General features: G+C 36.3%; 16 protein-coding genes. 5 read left to right on the top strand and 11 right to left on the bottom strand.

Features of this window, described 5'->3' with window-relative positions; all coding sequences use genetic code 11:
* Positions 1-10: 10 nt before the first annotated feature.
* The 3 genes from NF867_RS16210 to NF867_RS16200 all read right to left on the bottom strand — a co-directional run bounded on the left by NF867_RS16210 (position 11) and on the right by NF867_RS16200 (position 2476).
* Entirely contained in the window at positions 11-397 is a 387-nt protein-coding gene (locus NF867_RS16210) for an STAS domain-containing protein (protein ID WP_252589440.1), read from the bottom strand.
* A 78-nt stretch (positions 398-475) separates the two neighbouring features.
* Positions 476-1426: a phosphoribosylaminoimidazolesuccinocarboxamide synthase gene (locus tag NF867_RS16205; protein WP_252589439.1), complete on the bottom strand. Its 951-nt coding sequence runs from the start codon at positions 1424-1426 to the stop codon at positions 476-478.
* Positions 1427-1507: 81 nt separating this feature from the next.
* Positions 1508-2476, bottom strand: a complete 969-nt coding sequence (locus NF867_RS16200; RefSeq protein WP_252589438.1) for a PhoH family protein — start codon at positions 2474-2476, stop codon at positions 1508-1510.
* A gap of 167 nt (positions 2477-2643) precedes the next feature.
* Between NF867_RS16200 and NF867_RS16195 the strand changes: the two genes are divergently transcribed.
* From NF867_RS16195 to NF867_RS16185, 3 genes are all read left to right on the top strand, one after another.
* Positions 2644-3420 (top strand): SAM hydrolase/SAM-dependent halogenase family protein, encoded by a 777-nt coding sequence (locus NF867_RS16195; protein WP_252589437.1) that lies wholly within the window; start codon positions 2644-2646, stop codon positions 3418-3420.
* Between the two features lie 92 nt (positions 3421-3512).
* Positions 3513-3809, top strand: a complete 297-nt coding sequence (locus NF867_RS16190; RefSeq protein ID WP_252589436.1) for a putative quinol monooxygenase — start codon at positions 3513-3515, stop codon at positions 3807-3809.
* Positions 3810-4081: 272 nt separating this feature from the next.
* Positions 4082-5902 (top strand): ABC transporter ATP-binding protein, encoded by a 1821-nt coding sequence (locus tag NF867_RS16185; protein ID WP_252589435.1) that lies wholly within the window; start codon positions 4082-4084, stop codon positions 5900-5902.
* A 166-nt stretch (positions 5903-6068) separates the two neighbouring features.
* Here NF867_RS16185 and NF867_RS16180 read toward each other — a convergent pair whose 3' ends face one another.
* On the bottom strand, positions 6069-7289 hold the full coding sequence (locus tag NF867_RS16180) for a DUF1015 domain-containing protein (RefSeq protein WP_252589434.1): 1221 nt from the start codon (positions 7287-7289) through the stop codon (positions 6069-6071).
* A 97-nt stretch (positions 7290-7386) separates the two neighbouring features.
* Here NF867_RS16180 and NF867_RS16175 point away from each other — a divergent pair, with 97 nt between their 5' ends.
* Positions 7387-7698: a hypothetical protein gene (locus tag NF867_RS16175; RefSeq protein WP_252589433.1), complete on the top strand. Its 312-nt coding sequence runs from the start codon at positions 7387-7389 to the stop codon at positions 7696-7698.
* Between the two features lie 154 nt (positions 7699-7852).
* Positions 7853-10099: a bifunctional SulP family inorganic anion transporter/carbonic anhydrase gene (locus NF867_RS16170; protein WP_252589432.1), complete on the top strand. Its 2247-nt coding sequence runs from the start codon at positions 7853-7855 to the stop codon at positions 10097-10099.
* A gap of 79 nt (positions 10100-10178) precedes the next feature.
* Here the strand turns inward: NF867_RS16170 and NF867_RS16165 are convergent, their stop codons facing one another.
* The 7 genes from NF867_RS16165 to NF867_RS16135 all read right to left on the bottom strand — a co-directional run bounded on the left by NF867_RS16165 (position 10179) and on the right by NF867_RS16135 (position 18021).
* On the bottom strand, positions 10179-11144 hold the full coding sequence (locus NF867_RS16165) for a transglutaminase family protein (protein WP_252589431.1): 966 nt from the start codon (positions 11142-11144) through the stop codon (positions 10179-10181).
* An 11-nt stretch (positions 11145-11155) separates the two neighbouring features.
* Entirely contained in the window at positions 11156-12091 is a 936-nt protein-coding gene (locus tag NF867_RS16160) for an alpha-E domain-containing protein (RefSeq protein ID WP_252589430.1), read from the bottom strand.
* Positions 12092-12118: 27 nt separating this feature from the next.
* Positions 12119-13573 carry a circularly permuted type 2 ATP-grasp protein gene (locus tag NF867_RS16155; protein WP_252589429.1) on the bottom strand — a complete coding sequence of 485 codons (1455 nt, stop codon included), beginning with the start codon at positions 13571-13573 and terminating at the stop codon, positions 12119-12121.
* Positions 13574-13833: 260 nt separating this feature from the next.
* Positions 13834-15240 carry a SusE domain-containing protein gene (locus tag NF867_RS16150; protein WP_252589428.1) on the bottom strand — a complete coding sequence of 469 codons (1407 nt, stop codon included), beginning with the start codon at positions 15238-15240 and terminating at the stop codon, positions 13834-13836.
* Between the two features lie 81 nt (positions 15241-15321).
* Positions 15322-16089 (bottom strand): hypothetical protein, encoded by a 768-nt coding sequence (locus NF867_RS16145; RefSeq protein WP_252589427.1) that lies wholly within the window; start codon positions 16087-16089, stop codon positions 15322-15324.
* Between the two features lie 24 nt (positions 16090-16113).
* Entirely contained in the window at positions 16114-16614 is a 501-nt protein-coding gene (locus NF867_RS16140) for a DUF5004 domain-containing protein (protein ID WP_252589426.1), read from the bottom strand.
* Positions 16615-16641: 27 nt separating this feature from the next.
* Complete coding sequence (locus tag NF867_RS16135; protein ID WP_252589425.1) at positions 16642-18021, bottom strand: RagB/SusD family nutrient uptake outer membrane protein; 1380 nt, start codon at positions 18019-18021, stop codon at positions 16642-16644.
* Between the last annotated feature and the right edge of the window lie 15 nt (positions 18022-18036).

The raw sequence follows: 18036 nt of genomic DNA, 5'->3' as shown, positions 1-18036 counted from the left end.
GCTTTAATTTTTATTCCTCAGCTTCGCCTTTTAAATCACGTTCAATTTCCTCCATGAAAATGAAATCAACAGCCTCATCAATAGTAGGAATAAGGTTAATTACATTTTCTAATTGAGAAATCTTAATTAGTTTTTCTACAGAAGAACTAACGCCGCTCAATACAAACGTCCCTTCCTGGTCACCTCCTTTGCATAATCGGTGAGCTAGCAAAATAGCACTTAAACCAGATGAATCTGAATATTTAACTTCAGATAAATCAAGAATAATGTTTCTAATACCTTCTGCGTTCAATAAAATAAGTTCCGACTTAAGCATCGGAGTAATGATGGAGTTAAGCTTATCTTCATTAAGCTTAAATACTACATACTTTTCGTGTTTATCAACCGAAAATTTCATAGCGCGTAATTTTGTAAATGGTTAATTTGGTTCAATTGTGTTCGCCAAATTAAACTTTAATTTCTAAAAATTTAATATTTAAACATTTTTTTGAATGAAATCATTAACATTTGACTCCACTCTTGCTAAAACATTACTTGAATCTCCTTTAATAAATTGTTCACCCACAATTTTTTCATACAACTCGATATAGCGTTCAGAGATTGAGTTCACAATTTCGTCGGTCATTTCCGGTACTTGTTGACCATCTTTACCTTGAAAACCGTTTTCAATTAACCACTGGCGCACGAATTCTTTTGATAACTGGCGTTGGGGCTTGGTTTCGGCCTGCAACTGCTCATAGGTATCTTTATAAAAATATCGAGATGAGTCAGGTGTGTGAATTTCATCGATCAGGTAAATTTTACCGTCTTTTTTACCAAACTCATATTTTGTATCGACCAAAATTAAACCACGCTCGGCAGCCATTTCTGTTCCGCGTTTGTACAATGCCAAAGTATAAGCCTCAAGTTGTTTGTACTCCTCTTCAGTTACAATACCCTGACTTATTATTTCTTCTCTGGAAATATCCATATCATGGCCTTCCTTGGCTTTGGTTGTAGGAGTAATGATGGGCTGCGGAAGCTTATCATTCTCTTTTAACCCTTCAGGTAAGGTTACACCACACAATAAACGTTTACCAGCTTTATATTCACGAGCAGCATGGCCTGCTAAATAACCACGAACCACCATTTCTACAGGATAAGTTTCGCAAACTAACCCTATGGTTACATTTGCATCTGGCACAGCAACTACCCAGTTTGGAACAATATCTTTTGTAGCATCTAAAAATTTAGCAGCAATCTGATTAAGTACTTGTCCTTTATAAGGAATAGCACGTGGCAGAACTACATCGAAAGCTGAAATACGATCAGAAACCACCATTGCAAGGTACTTATCTTCAATATTGTAAACGTCGCGTACCTTACCGCGGTAAAACGATTTTTGTTTAGGAAAATTAAAACTAGTGTTATTTAAAGTCTGTGTCATTTTTATTGTTGGTAATTGATAAAAATTGAATTGATCAATTAATTATCAAATCATTATACTAAGGTCGTAAATCTAAAGTTTCTATATATCTCCGTATGCTTCCAAGATTCGGCGTACAAGTTTATGACGCACCACATCCGAGCCATTTAAATAGATAATATCAATGCCCGATATCTTTTGCAATATTTCAAGCGCCTTGAATAAACCCGAATGTTGCTTTTTCGGTAAATCTATTTGAGTAATATCACCCGTTACAATAAACTTAGCTGAAGGTCCCATACGTGTTAAAAACATTTTCAACTGCATGTCGGTAGCGTTTTGGGCTTCATCTAAAATCACAAATGCATTATCCAGGGTTCGTCCTCGCATGAAAGCCAATGGTGCAATCTCAATGGTTCTGTTCTCCAGGTAAGTTTTCAATTTTTCAGGTGGAATCATATCATCCAACGCATCATATAAAGGCCTTAAATACGGATCGATCTTTTCCTTTAAGTCACCGGGTAAAAAACCAAGATTTTCACCTGCTTCAACCGCCGGACGTGTTAAAATAATACGTTTTACCTCTTTATTTTTTAGTGCTCTAACTGCTAAGGCAACTGCCGTATAAGTTTTACCTGTACCTGCTGGGCCAATAGCGAAAATTATATCGCTTTTATTGGCACTTTCAACCATTTTTCGCTGGTTCTCACTGCGAGCCTTTACCATCAGGCCATTAGTTCCAAAAACAATTACGTCTTTGTTACCAGCACTATCACCATTAACCGCTGTGGTATCATGAATGTTGATGGTTGATGTCGGTTCAACTCCTAAGATCAACTCCACATCCCGACCCGAAAGCTGATTAAACTTTTCAAGATGATTGGTTAGGTTGATAAATTTTTCAGTAAAATTTCCAAGTTCCTTTTCATCTCCTAACGCTTTAACCTCAGTTCCACGCGCCACAATTTTAAGTTTAGGAAAATTTCTCTTTAAAATTTCAAAATTTTCATTGCCCGTTCCCCAAAACACTTGTGGGTCAACGTGCTCAAGTTTCAAAATAGTTTCACTCAAAGCAGTTCCTTTTATCTGAATATAACTTGTTTAATTTAGCCATCAACCCCGCTTTTCTATTTTTATTTTTAGATGGCGAGCTATTTATATTGCGGGTTTTTCTTATTAAAATTCCAATATTTGCGTTCGGAAATTTTTGAACGGTAAAAATAACCAAATAATATCGAATGGCAATCATCACCTTAACTACTGACCTTGGGCACCGGGATTTTTATCAGGCTGCTCTTAAAGGAGCCATTCTTAGTCAAATTCCCGAAGCTCGAATAGTAGATATTTCTCATCAAATTTCTTCTTACAATATACCGCAAGCCGCGTTTATTCTGAAAAATAGTTACAAATTTTTTCCACAAAACACGGTACATGTTGTCGGAATTGATGCAGATTATAATCAATCGCCTCGTTATCTGTTGGTTGTAAATAATGGTCATTATTTTATTGGAGCTGACAATGGAATATTTTCATTGCTTTTTGACGAGAAACCTGAAAAAATCATTCAACTTAACATAAAACCCAACGCTGAATTCGGTCATTTTCCACTGCTCGATGTCTTCGTAAAGGCAGCATGCCATGTTGCTATGGGAAAGGATATGAATGAAATTGGGACTTTAACTGATAATTATCATCATAGTTCACTGATGCAGCCGGTACTGGATGGGAATATCATTCGCGGAAGTGTAATTTATATTGATTCGTTTCAGAATGTAATTACCAATATCACTCGTGAATTATTTGAGCAGAGCGGAGCAAAAAGGCCGTTTGATATTTATTTCAGAAGAAATGAATCGATCAATAAAATCAGCACTCATTATAATGATGTTCCGCAAGGAGAGAAATTAGCCTTGTTTAGCATTACCAATTTCCTGGAAATTGCCATTAATAAGGGCAATGCTGCCGGATTGTTGGGTTTGAGCCCTGGTGATATGGTGAGAATTGAGTTTAAATAAAAAAGCTATAACTCCAACCCCGTAATTAGCATGGAAATTTTGCGAAGCCATTTCTGAATGTTATAAATACAGGTTGGAAAAGATCCTATAAAATGATTAAACGAATTGTGAAGATGACTTTTGCTCATGACAGAGTTAATGATTTTTTAACTGTTTTTGAAGAGTCGAAAGAATTGATCAGGGCATTTAAAGGCTGTGAGCATTTAGAACTACTAAATGATGTAAACACCAATAATAGGTACTTTACGTTAAGTTTTTGGGAATCAGAAGCTCATCTGGAGAACTATCGTCAATCGGAATTGTTTAAATCTACGTGGGCAAAAACAAAACCTTTATTCATAGAAAAGGCCGAAGCATGGTCTGTTTCGGTTAAAGTTGAATTATTGTAATGAAAATATATTTAATTATTGTCTCAATATTTGAAGGGCTAATAGGTTTAGGTGGTTTTACATTGGTAGTTTTAAACCTAATAAAATGGAACGCTAATAGAAGCACCAGTTTTTACTTGTACAGGGCAGGTAAAATTTTGATGGTTGTATGCATTGCATTGGCACTACTTACCTTTGTTAAAATGTTTATCATAAAAATGTAAAATTCTATCGTTTAAGCCTCTCCTAGTGGTATTTTATTAATTTTGCAAGTCTAAAACAGTAGTCATTAAATGGCGCGTCAGCGATTAAACAGTAGTAATCCTGCTGAACAGGAACTTCCTAAAGCAAAAATTTCGAAAGAATCTTTACAACACGCTTTAACATTATTAAAATACATAAAACCTTACCGCGCAAAATTCGGTTTAGGTTTATTTTTTTTAATAGGCTCAACAGTTGCCTTTATGTACATTCCGATGGAAATGGGCAAATTGGTTGGTGTCGCAACTGAATCGATTAAAAAAGGTGATTTGACTCAAATTAAGGAAATTGCCTTGGTATTATTCGGAACGCTTGCTTTTGCGGCAGTATTTTCATTTTTCCGCATTTTATGGTTCGTTGAAGTATCAGAAAAAACGGTAGCCTCAATCCGCAAGGATGTTTATTCGAACCTTATTCGTTTGCCAATGAATTTCTTTGCGCAAAGCAGGGTTGGTGAGTTAAATAGCCGTATTTCTTCTGATCTTTCGCAAATTCAGGATAGCATCACTACTACCCTAGCCGAATTTTTACGACAATCGATCATTTTGATTGTTGGTATTGTGGCCGTAACCATTATTTCTAAAGAATTAACCTTATTCATCTTATGTGTATTGCCGGTTTTAATTCTTATCGCCATATTTTTTGGAAAATATATACGATCAATTGCTCGTAAAGCACAAGATAAGTTGGCGGAATCAAATACCATTGTTGAGGAAACCTTACAAGGTATTGCCAATGTAAAGGCATTTACTAATGAATCATACGAAACTAACCGCTATACCCAAAGCATCAATCAGGTTGTTAAACTGGCATTAAGAGGAGCGAAATTCAGAGGAGCATTTGTCATATTTATCACTTTAGGAATGTTTGGAGCCATTATCTCCATTGCAGTTTATGGCGCTAGTTTGGTTCATTTGGGTAAAATAGAAATGAAGGATTTCATTTCGTTTATCTTGTATACGGGCTTTGTTGGCGGTGCAATGGGTGGATTTGCCGAGATTTTGGCCCAGATTCAAAAAACACTTGGTGCTACTGAACGTGTGGTTGAGTTATTAGGTGAGCCTAGCGAGCAAGTAGCCATTGATGAAGACAGTTATAAAATTGAGCATCCTATTAAAGGAGATCTGGCTTTTGATCGTGTTTCATTCTATTATCCTTCGCGCCCTGAAGTGCAGGTGCTTAATGAAGTAAGCTTTACCGCTAAGGCTGGAGAAAAAGTGGCTATTGTAGGTCCTAGCGGTGCCGGAAAATCAACAATTGTTGGCCAAATCCTTCGATTTTATGAGCCACAACAGGGACAATTATTATATGATGGTTTGCCTGCTTCGGCTTATTCATTAACCGATATACGCAATCAAGTGGCCATTGTTCCTCAAGATGTTTTACTTTTTGGAGGAAGCATTAAAGAGAACATTGCCTATGGAAAAATTGGAGCTACTGATGAAGAAATTATTCAAGCTGCAAAACGTGCCAATGCGCATAATTTTATCATGAATTTCCCTGAGGGTTATGAAACCAAGGTTGGAGAACGGGGAGTTAAACTTTCAGGAGGCCAACGTCAACGGATTGCCATTGCCAGAGCTTTACTTAAAAATCCGGTTATTTTAATTTTAGATGAAGCAACCAGTTCATTGGATTCAGAATCTGAACGTTTAGTTCAGGAAGCGCTAGAAGAACTGATGAAAAATCGTACTTCAATTATCATTGCTCACCGTTTATCAACTATTCGTGAGGCCGACAAGATAGTTGTGCTTGAAAAAGGAAAAGTTATTGAGCAAGGAACTCACAATGAATTGATTTTAAAGGATAATGGTTTGTATCGATATCTTTCAGAATTACAGCTTGAGAGTTAGCTAATAGCTATTAGCATTTAGATATTAGATATTGGTTGCTTACAAAGAGGTTACTAATATCTAAATAGTAATTATTTCTAATTGGTAATTATCTAAGGCTGATAACTAAATATTAGTCTTTTCTAACAGACCAATTGCTTAAAGCCAAAGCCTAATAACTAAATAATCAGTCGATAAAGTGAGTTACTAATCCTAAAGGCATTTTAGGTTCAAACCAGGTTGATTTAGGAGGCATGATTCCTCCTGAATCAGCTACCGACATTAATTCTTCAACCGACACAGGAAACATGGTTATTGCATAATTGTAACCTTCTTTTTTGATCTTATTCATAAGCACAGAGCAAGAGTGCGTTCCGGGAGCAAATCCTAACCTGTTATCATTTCGTGGATCATTTATTCCGAAAACAGGACTGAGAAATAAGTCCTGTAAGCTGCTAACATCTAGTTTTTTAACTGGATCTACATCATTTTCTTTAACAGGAATATTAAACTTAAACCATTTTCCATCAGCCCAAAGTCCATATTCTCCCTTTCCCTTTGGATAATAACAATCAACCATTACGGTCTCCAATCGAAAGTTCTTTTGAATATAATCTAACACTTGGTGAGTCTCTAGATCAGCCTTAATTAAGCGTGAATAAGAATAAATTTTAAGTTCGTCTGCAGCAAAATAAATGGACGAACAGAAGTTATATTCCTCGCTCCCGTTGTGCCGCTGATTATGTTTTCTCCGGTTAAGACCATATGCGGAAAACGCAGCCGCACGATGGTGACCATCGGCAATGTAAACACTAGCCAAACCTTTGAATTGTTGCTTCAAAAAATTAATGTTTTCCGGTTGATCAATTACCCATAAATCATGCTTTCTATTAGTGTCATCTATAAAACTTAAGGACGGCAAGTTTGAAGTAACATCTTTAATAAAAGATGAAATGGCTTTGTTTGGTTCGTAGGTAATCAATACTGGTATACAATCCAATCCTGTTTCTTGAATGAATTGGTAAAGTTGATGTTCTTTTTCAGGCTGGGTGTATTCGTGCTTCTTAATTGTGCCATTTAAATAATCATCCAGCAAGGTGCAGGTCCAAATACCGGTAGCTGATTCGTTGTTTAGTATAACACGATAAATGTAAAAGCTAGCATTATGATCTCGTTCTAAAATATGGTTTTGTAGAAAATGTTTAAGTTTTACGATTATATTTCCGAATCTCGATTCATGTTTCTGAACATCTATTTCGGGATCGAGTAAATGCAGGAATGACTCAGGATTATTTGATAACCATTGTGGGTTTTGTTGTGAAAATGGATTGTCAAGATGGTTCAATACCACTTTTTTAATAAATGAAGTGGTAGGCTTTAAGCCTTTAAATGGTTTGATCACAGACATTTTTCCTCCGTATTATAAAATCAAATAGTCTATTTAATTTATAGTAATAATATTTTTACCGTTTTTTTTCAACCAAATGAATTAGTTTTGCCACACGATGTTAAAAAAACTGGTACATATTACATTCATTTTTCTTCTGGCCAATATTATGCTTGCGGAGGTTTGTACTGTATATAGCTGGATAAATAAAACATCACAACAGGTATTGATTGAAGAGGAAGATCATAAAGATAACCATGATCATGCTAAAAAGCTGAAAAAGAAATCGTTTGACGATTATTTCAACAAAAATGCTGTCCTTCTTCAAAGTATTGATGCTTTTTTACGTTCCAGAAATCACGGTTTCGAACTTATTCTACATAAAGATCCTCATATAGAGATTCTTTGTCCCCCTCCTAACTTTTCATAATAAATTTTAGTTTTTAGTTCCATTTACCTACTAATAGTGGATAACACATGGAATAATTTCACCTTTTGGTTAAGGCTGCTTTTGTTGCAACTATTCAGTATTGGAATTGGATCGCATGAATCAGCATTGACTTTCTTACTTAAAATTTATTAAAATGAACAAGTCAGGATTATTTACAAATATAAAAAACGACTTTCCTGCAAGTATTGTCGTGTTTTTAGTAGCCTTGCCCCTATGTTTAGGAGTGGCGATGGCATCAGGAGCTCCATTGTTTTCAGGTTTAATTGCCGGTATTGTTGGCGGAATTGTTGTGGGCAGTTTAAGCGGTTCACAGTTAAGTGTAAGTGGCCCGGCCGCAGGTTTAACCGCTATTGTTTTAAGTGCAATTACCGAATTGGGCGCTTACGACATCTTTTTATTAGCCGTTGTAATGGCAGGTGCCTTACAAGTAATTTTAGGATTAGTAAAGGCTGGCACGGTCTCAAACTATATTCCTTCTAACGTAATTAAAGGTATGCTTGCCGCTATTGGCGTTATTTTAATTCTAAAGCAAATTCCACATGCTTTTGGATACGATGCTAATGCCGAAGGCACCTTTACTTTTATTGATACTGATCAGCATAATACATTTTCCGAGCTATTTTTCATGCTTTCGAAAGTGCATTTCGGAGCGGTTATTATTGCTATGATTTCAATCGGTATCTTGTTAATTTGGGAACGTCCATTCTTTAAGCGTTTTAAACTTTTTCCGGCACCATTGGCAGTAGTAGTGGTTGGTATGCTAATCAATCAATTGTTTATTGTATCGGGCTCACCATTGGCTATTCAAACATCCCATCTGGTTAATATTCCATTAAGTGATGGACTTGGAGGCTTTATTTCAAACTTTACCCTACCAAACTTTGCAGCTTTGGCTAATCCCCAAGTTTATATGGTGGCTTTGACCATTGCAATTGTGGCTTCAATTGAATCGTTGTTAAGCTTAGAGGCAGTTGATAAGCTTGATCCCGAGCGCAGATATTCCTCAACCAACAGAGAATTAACCGCGCAAGGTATCGGAAATATGGTTTCTGGCTTAATTGGTGGTTTACCCGTTACTTCAGTAATTGTTCGTAGTTCGGCAAATGTTCATTCAGGAGCAAAATCCAAATTATCTACAATTTTACATGGTTCGCTGCTTTTAATTTCGGCAATGTTTATTCCTGGTTTATTAAACATGATTCCCTTGTCGGCGTTGGCAGCCATCTTAATCATGACAGGTTATAAACTGGCCAAAGTGAAGATTTTCAAGGAAATGTATAATAACGGTTGGGGACAATTTATTCCATTTGTAGTCACCATTGTTGCCATTGTTTTCACCGATTTATTAATTGGTATTGCCATTGGTATTGCCGTATCAACATTAAGTATTTTAAATAAAAATCTTCGCAATGCTTACTTCTTCAAAAAAGAGCAATATCATGTTGGTGAAGTAATCAGGGTTGAATTATCGGAAGAGGTTTCCTTCCTAAATAAAGCTTCATTGCTGCTTACCCTTGAGAACATTCCTCAAAATTCAAAGGTGGTATTAGATGCTACCAAATCTGTTTATATCGATTTTGATGTTATTGAAGTAATAAAGGAGTTTAAAGACGTAAAAGCTCCTGAAAGAAATATTCAGGTAAACCTTCTGGGCTTTAAGAATGATTACAAAGATTATAATAATGTAAGCTTTATCAGTGCTCCAACTAAAGAAACTCAATCACAATTAACACCGGAGAAAGTACTACAAATTTTAAAGGACGGAAACGATCGTTTCGTAAGCAATAACCAATTAGACCGTAATCATTCGCACCTGGTGCATACAACCTCTAACGGTCAGTTTCCACATGCGGTTATTTTGAGTTGTATCGATTCGAGAACATCTTCGGAAGTGATTTTCGACCAAAGTATCGGTGACATTTTCAGTATTCGTATAGCTGGAAATATTGTAAACGAGGACATCCTGGGAAGCATGGAGTTTGCTTGTAAAGTCGCCGGTTCTAAGTTGATTGTTGTTTTGGGCCATACCAATTGTGGAGCAATTAAGGGAGCCTGTGACCATGTACAGCTCGGTAATTTAAGTGGGTTGCTAAACAAGGTTCAACCGGCTTTGGATGCTGAAATTGTAACTGTTGATAATCGTACATCAAAGAATATCGACTTTGTGAACAATGTTACCAAGCTGAACATTTTTACAACCAAGAAGAAACTCCGCGAAAAGAGTGTTATTCTGGATGAAATGATTGCTAAAGGAGAAATTGCATTGGTTGGCGGTTTGTATAATGTTGAGACTGGGAAGGTAACATTTTACGATCAGGGATTACATCATCATAAAGACACTCCTGTGCAAATGGTTCAGGAAGTTTTCCAACAGGTTTAACTCATCTGTGGATTTTTTAGTTGTGTTAGTTTTGACAAATAAGGTGCATGAAAATGCACCTTTTGTCGTTATAAATATTCTATTGTTGTTGCTGTTGCTGCTGTTGATGGACTATTTCGATATGACGTTGGTAACTATTACGGTTATTTACGGTTTGGTTAACAGATTCAATAATATCCCCAAAGTCTGACTGCAAATTATCTTCATTTCCTACCATCACAGAAACATTTAGAGAATGATCACCTCCGCCCTTATACACCCCTTTAACGGGTGAACAATCACTAAAATTACGGCCAACCGCCAATCGAACATGGGTTTCGTTAGCGATACAATTATTAGTAGGGTCTAAACCCAGCCAGCCATATTCGGGAATATAAGCTTCGGCCCAGGCATGGGTAGCTCCTTCTCCTCTCATTCCATTCTTATTCGGACAAATATAACCGCTAACATATCGGGCAGGTATATTAATTAAACGAAGCATCACCAGTAAAATATGAGCAAAATCCTGACACACACCAGCCTTTAATTGCCATATTTCATCCAAGGTGGTTTCAACAGTAGTTACTCCTTTTATATATTCAAAATTCTCATAAATGCACTTGCAAAAATGAAGTGAGGCCTGATAAGGTGTATAGTCTGCTTTACGTTCAGGCTTTACAATCTGACGCAATTCTTCCAATCCATCAAACTGCTCCTGCTTTAAATAATCAATATATGGTATCTGATTTTTTAATTTTTCCAGTTTATCCCATTGCAAGGAAGCAAACATGTCATCAACAGGCAAAGGACGAGGATAGGTTTCTACCTTTAATTTCGATTTAATATTTAACTCTTTGTGAGGCTCATTGTAGGTAAACACCCCAACCTCATTACCATAATAGTCAAAATAAACATCTACTAAAGGGTCACCGCTAATTTTAACATCCTGCTTTATCACTTGTTGATAATCATCATTTATAGGATAAAGCATAATTTGATTAGCACTGTCACGAACAGAATTTTGGTAATTGTAAACGGTTAAATGTTGTATATACAGTTCCGGCATAATTTCTTTGATTAAGCGTACGCGAAATAGTGTTCTCCCAATGCGTTTCCAACTCCAAAAAGTTCCTTTTTTAGGTGCGAAAGGTAATTGTGAAGCCCCTCTTCATAAATTCCATCAACAGAACTATACTTCACCCTACTTTGTAACTTACCAATCATAAAAAGCAATTTTTGATTTTGATTAGTGGACAGTTCATTGTTCAGCCTATCGAAATAGCGATATAATTGATTGATGGCATAGAGTACCGAACGGGGAAAATCATTATTAAAAACAACTTGTTCCACCACACTTTGCGCTTCAATTCCTTTGCGATAATTTTTAAGGTATAATTCATAACCGCCAATTGATAGCAAGAGATGTTTTAGATAGCTTGTATCACTGAGCAAACCTGCACTGGTTTCTACCGCACCAATTTTGATATCTAGAATGTCAATTGATTGAATGGCCCGTTCAAGGTACTTTCCAATACTCATAAAACTTCTGCCTTCACCTCTTTCCATGGTTATTTCGGTTGTTCCGTAATACAGCATTCCCTGTTTTATAAGAATATCCAAAACCGAAACGGGATCATCTTTCTGCAATGAACGTTCAATAGAGGAATCCTTAATCGTATGATAATATTCGTTTAAACACTGCCAAAGGTCTTTATTGATGTGATCCTGAACACTGCGGGCATTTTCACGAGCAAGGGTGACAATATTTAAAACAGAATTATGATTTTCCTTATTGATCAGCATATACCTTAGAACTTCTCTACTATTGGTTTCCAGTTCTACAAGGCTATTATCATTTAATCCGGTAAATATTTTAATTACTGGTCTCCATGTAAAATCATTCAATACATCTTGAGAAGTAGCATAATTGATCTTCAACATTCGTAAAATACCGTCGCTCCGCTCAATATAACGACTCATCCAAAACAAACTATCGGCAACTCTACTTAGCATATTTTAAAATTATATAATATGTGAATATTAAGAGGAAGCCAACACCCAAGTATCTTTACTTCCCCCTCCTTGCGAACTATTAACCACTAACGAACCTTCTTTCAAAGCTACTCTGGTTAAACCTCCAGGTACAATTTCAATCCCATTCGGGCCACATAAAGCAAATGGGCGCAGGTCGATACGACGTGGCTGTAACTTGCCTTGCATATAACAAGGAGCCGAAGAAAGATTAATGGTGGGTTGAGCAATAAACTGGCGGGTATCTTTCAATATTTCCAATTTATACTCTTCGATTTCTTTTTCCGAAGCTGAAAAACCCATCAACATTCCATATCCACCACTTTCGTTGGTTTTTTTAATAACCAGTTTATTAATATTCTCAAACACATATTCGCGTTCTTCAGGATTTGAAAGTTGAAAAGTAGGGACGTTTTTTAAGATCGGATCTTCATTTAAGTAATACTTGATCATATCTGGTACGTAAGCGTATATCGCCTTGTCGTCTGCTACTCCATTTCCAACGGCATTAACAATGGCTACATTTCCCTTTCGATAGGCACTCATTAAACCTGCCACACCCAAAATACTATTCGGGTTAAAAGTTAGGGGGTCAATAAATTCATCATCCACCCGCCTGTAGATCACGTCAATTTGCTGCAAGCCAGCGGTGGTTTTCATATAAACATTATGATTATGAACCACCAGGTCTCGTCCTTCAACGAGTTCAACACCCATCAAACGCGCCAATGTTGTATGCTCAAAATAGGCCGAATTATAAATTCCTGGTGATAAAAGCACTACCGTGGGATTGGCTGTAGCCCTTGGCGAAAGCGACATTAGGTTTTTATGGAGAATTGATGGATAACCGGTAACACTTCTCACTTTACAAAGAGGAAGAATATCTGGAAATAAACGCTTGGTAATTTCCCTGTTTTCGAGCATATAACTTACCCCCGATGGTGTCCGGAGATTATCCTCTAAGACATAAAACGTTCCGTCATTATCCCTGATCAGATCGATTCCTGCAATGTGAACATAAATATCATAGGGCACGTTAATATTGTGCATTTCACGTGTAAAATGAGGACAAGAGTAGACTATTTCTATTGGAACTATCCCATCTTTCAGAATAAATTGATTAGTATATACATCTTTTAAGAAGAGATTTAGCGCTTTCAGTCGTTGTTTTATTCCTTTTTCAATAAATGTCCATTCAGTTTCAGTTATAATTCTTGGGATGATATCAAACGGAAATATCTTTTCTATCCCTTCTCCGCTATTATATACGGTAAAGGTAATGCCTTGACGCATGAACAAGCTTTTTGCAAGATCTTCTTTTTTATTAAGGTTTTCAACAGATTCTGCTGATAAATATTCAATTATTTTACGATAATGACTTCTTATTTCACTATTTCCATCAAACATTTCATCGTAAATATTATTTTTAACTGAATATGAATCAAATGTAGATGTGTTATTCATTGTATATTTAGATTAATTGAATTCAAAATAGCAATAATTAATTCATTTTAGATTAAATATTTTCTATTTTATATTATTACATCGAAAAAATAGTTGAATAGTTCGCTTTTTTATAAAATATAAAATACATTTTTAATTTATTTCATTTTACGCAAAAAACTACTAATTCCATCGAATTTATATAGTTTAATATAAATAAACAAGCCGTTACTTTTCACTAACGGCTTGTTTTTAATAAGACTTTCAGAACAGTTAATCTGCTAATTTTTTACAAGTGAATAGGTATAACCAGTTGGAGCAAGGTTTAATGTAATGGTATAATTTCCGGCAGTTGGAACAGGAATGTTACTTCCACTATTATACTCTAAACTTCCATCGTGACCATCGTCACCAAAATTAATATCCCAACTATCATTGGCTCTAAATTTCATCTCCCCAGCCTTTAGGTCTGTTGTTATTATCCAGGTGTAGGTACCCTTTGTATTGGATGTTAAAGCCATTGGAGTACTACTATTCCAATCTTTAGCTGTTGAACTGCCAATAATTCCCCAATTTGTAGGAGTAACTTTATAGGTACCTGTTTTCTTATCTATATTCATAGCTACTTCTATCCGGTAAAATCCGTCGGTGCTAACCTTAACATTATCTTCATTATCAGACACCAACTCACCTTCAACGTTCTTCACTTTGCCTATATCGCCATCCCAACTGCCTTTTTGAGGTAAAAATTTAAACCCATCTCCACTCACAGTAATGTATTGATACATATCAAACTTACCATCGCCCATATACACTAATCCTACTGCATTATCAGGGGTCCAATCAGCAACAACTGATCCTCCAACTAAATACAGTTTTGTTGGCTTACCTATTAATACTACCGGTAAACTATTGGTGTAAACAGATGATTGAGTTGTTGTACTAGCGGTAGCATTAACGGTCCAGTTTAGTGCAACAGGAGAGCCAGCCGGGTATCCTTTGGCTAATAAAGCATCTGATAAAGCTTCATGTGTCAGGTTTAAAACTGTATCAGCACCGGCTTTATCCGAAACGAATTCTAACTTATTTGCAGCATTGTTTGCATCAACAGCAACAACTTTGTAAGTAATTGTACCAGTTGTTGCAACAGCTTTCTGCCAAACAAACTTTAATGCACCCCCAGTCTCAAGCTCAAGGTTAGTCGAAGTCGGTTTTGGCCCATACAGCACAAAATTTGTTATACCAACCCCAAAACGGGTAATGTTAATATTAAACACCTCGGTACTTTGAACTTTAACAGAGCCATTATCTGCAACTACCGCCCATACTAAATCAGATTCTGCCTGATCAGGAATACCAGCAGCTTTTAAAGCATTGTCAAGAGCTTTATAGGTTATGGTAAGCTGTGTTGCCTTGCCTTCATTATCTGAAGGAATGGAAATAAGTGGCTTAGTAATATCTCCACCTTTTACAGTAGCAACCCAGGTGTAGGTTGGACTAATACTTACTCCAGGAGGGGCGGCCGACCAAGATAAAACTACCTGGTTATTTGGATAAGCAGAATTTAAAGATAAGCTGGAGTTATTTGCTGGTGCAGTCAGATTAAAACTACCTAAGGCTTCGCCCTTTGCTTTATTATCAAGCAAATCATCCTGACAACCAGAAAGACTTATTGTTACTGCTATCATAGCCGCAGATAAAGTATATACAGCTGAGTAGAATATTTTTCTGAATAGCATAATCAATTCTAATTTAAATGTAAAACCCAATTACTGTAAATCATACAATGTTAACTCGCCAACACTGGTTTGCACTCTCATTGCACCTCCTCTTTCGTCATAACCATTTCCAACAAAATAATATTGTAGTTTTACAATCTTATTACCACCAGCGGAAAACAGTTGAGTTGGAATAAAAGAGTAGGAGAAGATCTTATTACCACTATTCTTAACTGGCAAATCGCGTTTCTCTGTATCGATCATATTTCCGCTTTCATCTAAAGCCTTAATTGAAATAGTTTGTGGAGTCATGCGGGCCGCATCCGAATTATCAGCCAAACTTTGATCAAAATTTAAGGTAATAACGTCTGATTGGCTTACTTTAGCTGGAAAAGCCCGAAATTGAGTTGCAGTGAAAACCAATGGATCAAAATTATTTGGTTTAAAATCTTTAGTTTGCTTTGATCCATCCTTAGTTTTAACAAGGCAACCAAACCATTGGAGTTCACTAGGAGACTTACCAAATGCTGCTGTACCAACGAATTTATATTCCCAAACGTTTGTACTAATCTTGATAAGTTTATTGGCATCACTGGAACTTCCCCAACCTCCATTTGTTAAACAATCGCCAGCATTTGACCAAAGCCATAAATAAGCAGGCTCAATTCCTTCAAGCGGACTACCGGTAACATCTATTCTTAATGTAACCTCGTCTTCGGCGGTATAGGATGTGGGAGAAATTGTTAATGTTTGTGCACTGAGTATATTACAAATAAGCAATAATATCAGCGTTAGTATCGAATATTGTTTAGTTTTCATTTTTAATCGATTTAAGTACTGCAATTACTTTTTAAAATGATACTCATAAGTTAGCACTGGTTTACCGCTTAGTGTTTTAACCACTTTCAAAACCAATTCATCATTTCTTAATGAAGTATAATTGGCAATTTGAACGTCGACAGAGTTACCACCATTTGTAAGTGTAATAACTGATGGGGCAATCTCAGAATCAACAGACCAATCACCAGAAGAAATCGGAATCAAACTTGGAGCCGAACCTGGGTCGAAAGAAAATGTGGTTGGATTCCCATCATTATCTGTACTTAAGATTAATTTCATTGTGGTATACGGGTACAATGAAGTGATATCCAATCGCTGATAGGGAAAACCTTTCTTTACTGCATCATTATCAATTTGGATAACTTGTTCAGTACTCCATTCGCCAGATAAACCAGATACAATATTTACCGGTTCTCCAACTGGTTTTACATCTTCAGGTTGGCAAGAAACAATACTTAGCACCATTGGAAGCAGAATAATTGCCGTTGATAGTATTTTTTTCATGATAAAATCTTTAATAATCAATAATTATTAATTACAACCTCCTTCGGGATTTTTAGGAAAGTTTACACTGTTAGCAATTTCTGCTTGAGGAAACTGCAAAACCATACCAGGGCAATTCCAAGGAGCTCCTCTTGTAATTACATTTTCACCACTAGCTCCAATTCTTTTAATTTGAGTCAATCGATCTCCTTCCCCTACCATTTCTAAAATTCGTTGCTGACGGGCTGTGGTTATTACTAGTGCAGCAGATGAATTTGTCGCCAACGGAGGAATAGTATTGCCATAGGCACGGGCAAGTATATCGTTCAGATCTTGTATTCCAACAGCCATTTTACTTGCATCATTCAACTCCCCAGCACTTTCAGCACGTGTTAACTTCATTTCGGTTAAGTGAATAATTGGCAATTCAAATACACTGCTGTTATATTTCGTTAATACACCAAAACCTTGAACCTGGGTGTACCAATTTTTTCTTCGGTCATTAGGGTTAGATGTTGCAGATGAATAAAAGTTTTGTGCGATCCTTAAAGTTGGAATAGAGCTTCCATCACTTCTAAACTGATTTCGTAATTCATTGAATCTATTTAAATTACTTTCATTAACCAGTTTAAAAATTGCCTCCGGAGTACCATCAGGCGAAAAGCGGGTAGCAAAATCTGCGTCGAATGTAAATTTGCCACTTTGAATTACCTCATTTGAATAATTATAAGCATTAACATAATCATTCATTTGGAAATAAACACGAGCTAACAATGCCTTTGCTGCCCATATAGATGCGTAATTACCATTATCATCTGGCAATAGTGCTTCAGCTGATTTTAGATCGTCAAGAACAAATGCATAGGCCTCACTAACTGGAGGTCGTGAGCCAGAAGAAGGTACCGAACTCGACCTTAAAGGAACACCCAGATGACTATTATCAACCGTATAGCCATATGGTTGAGCAAAAAGCCTTACCATTTCAAAATGGCATAAGGCGCGCAAAAATTTAGCTTGCCCTTCAATAGAGTTTCTGTTGATTGTAGCCAGATCAAGGTTTTCTAAAACAATATTTGTTCTGTTGATCGTTTTATAGCTATATTCAAATACACCAGTTTTGTAATCTCCAAAAATTGATGACTTTCGATTATAGATCTCTCCAAAATCACCCGAAAGATTATCTCCTCTTAACTCATCGCCAAGCAGCGATTGGATCACCTGAAGCTTACCACCATATATTCTATCACCACCTCCGGCCAGCAGATCGTAACAAGAGTTTAATAAATTTGTAAGATCTTGTTCATTTTTTAGAGCCTCTTCACTTGGAACTTCTCCTTCTGTAGGAGGCACATCCAGAAAATCTTTACAGCCTCCTGAAAAGATCAAAGAAGCCGTAAGCAGATATATTATATATAATTTCTTATTCATTTTCTTTTGTATTTA

Source organism: Solitalea agri, from assembly GCF_023914155.1.
GTDB lineage: Bacteria > Bacteroidota > Bacteroidia > Sphingobacteriales > Sphingobacteriaceae > Solitalea > Solitalea agri.
This window is presented reverse-complemented; position numbering and strand designations above follow the sequence as displayed.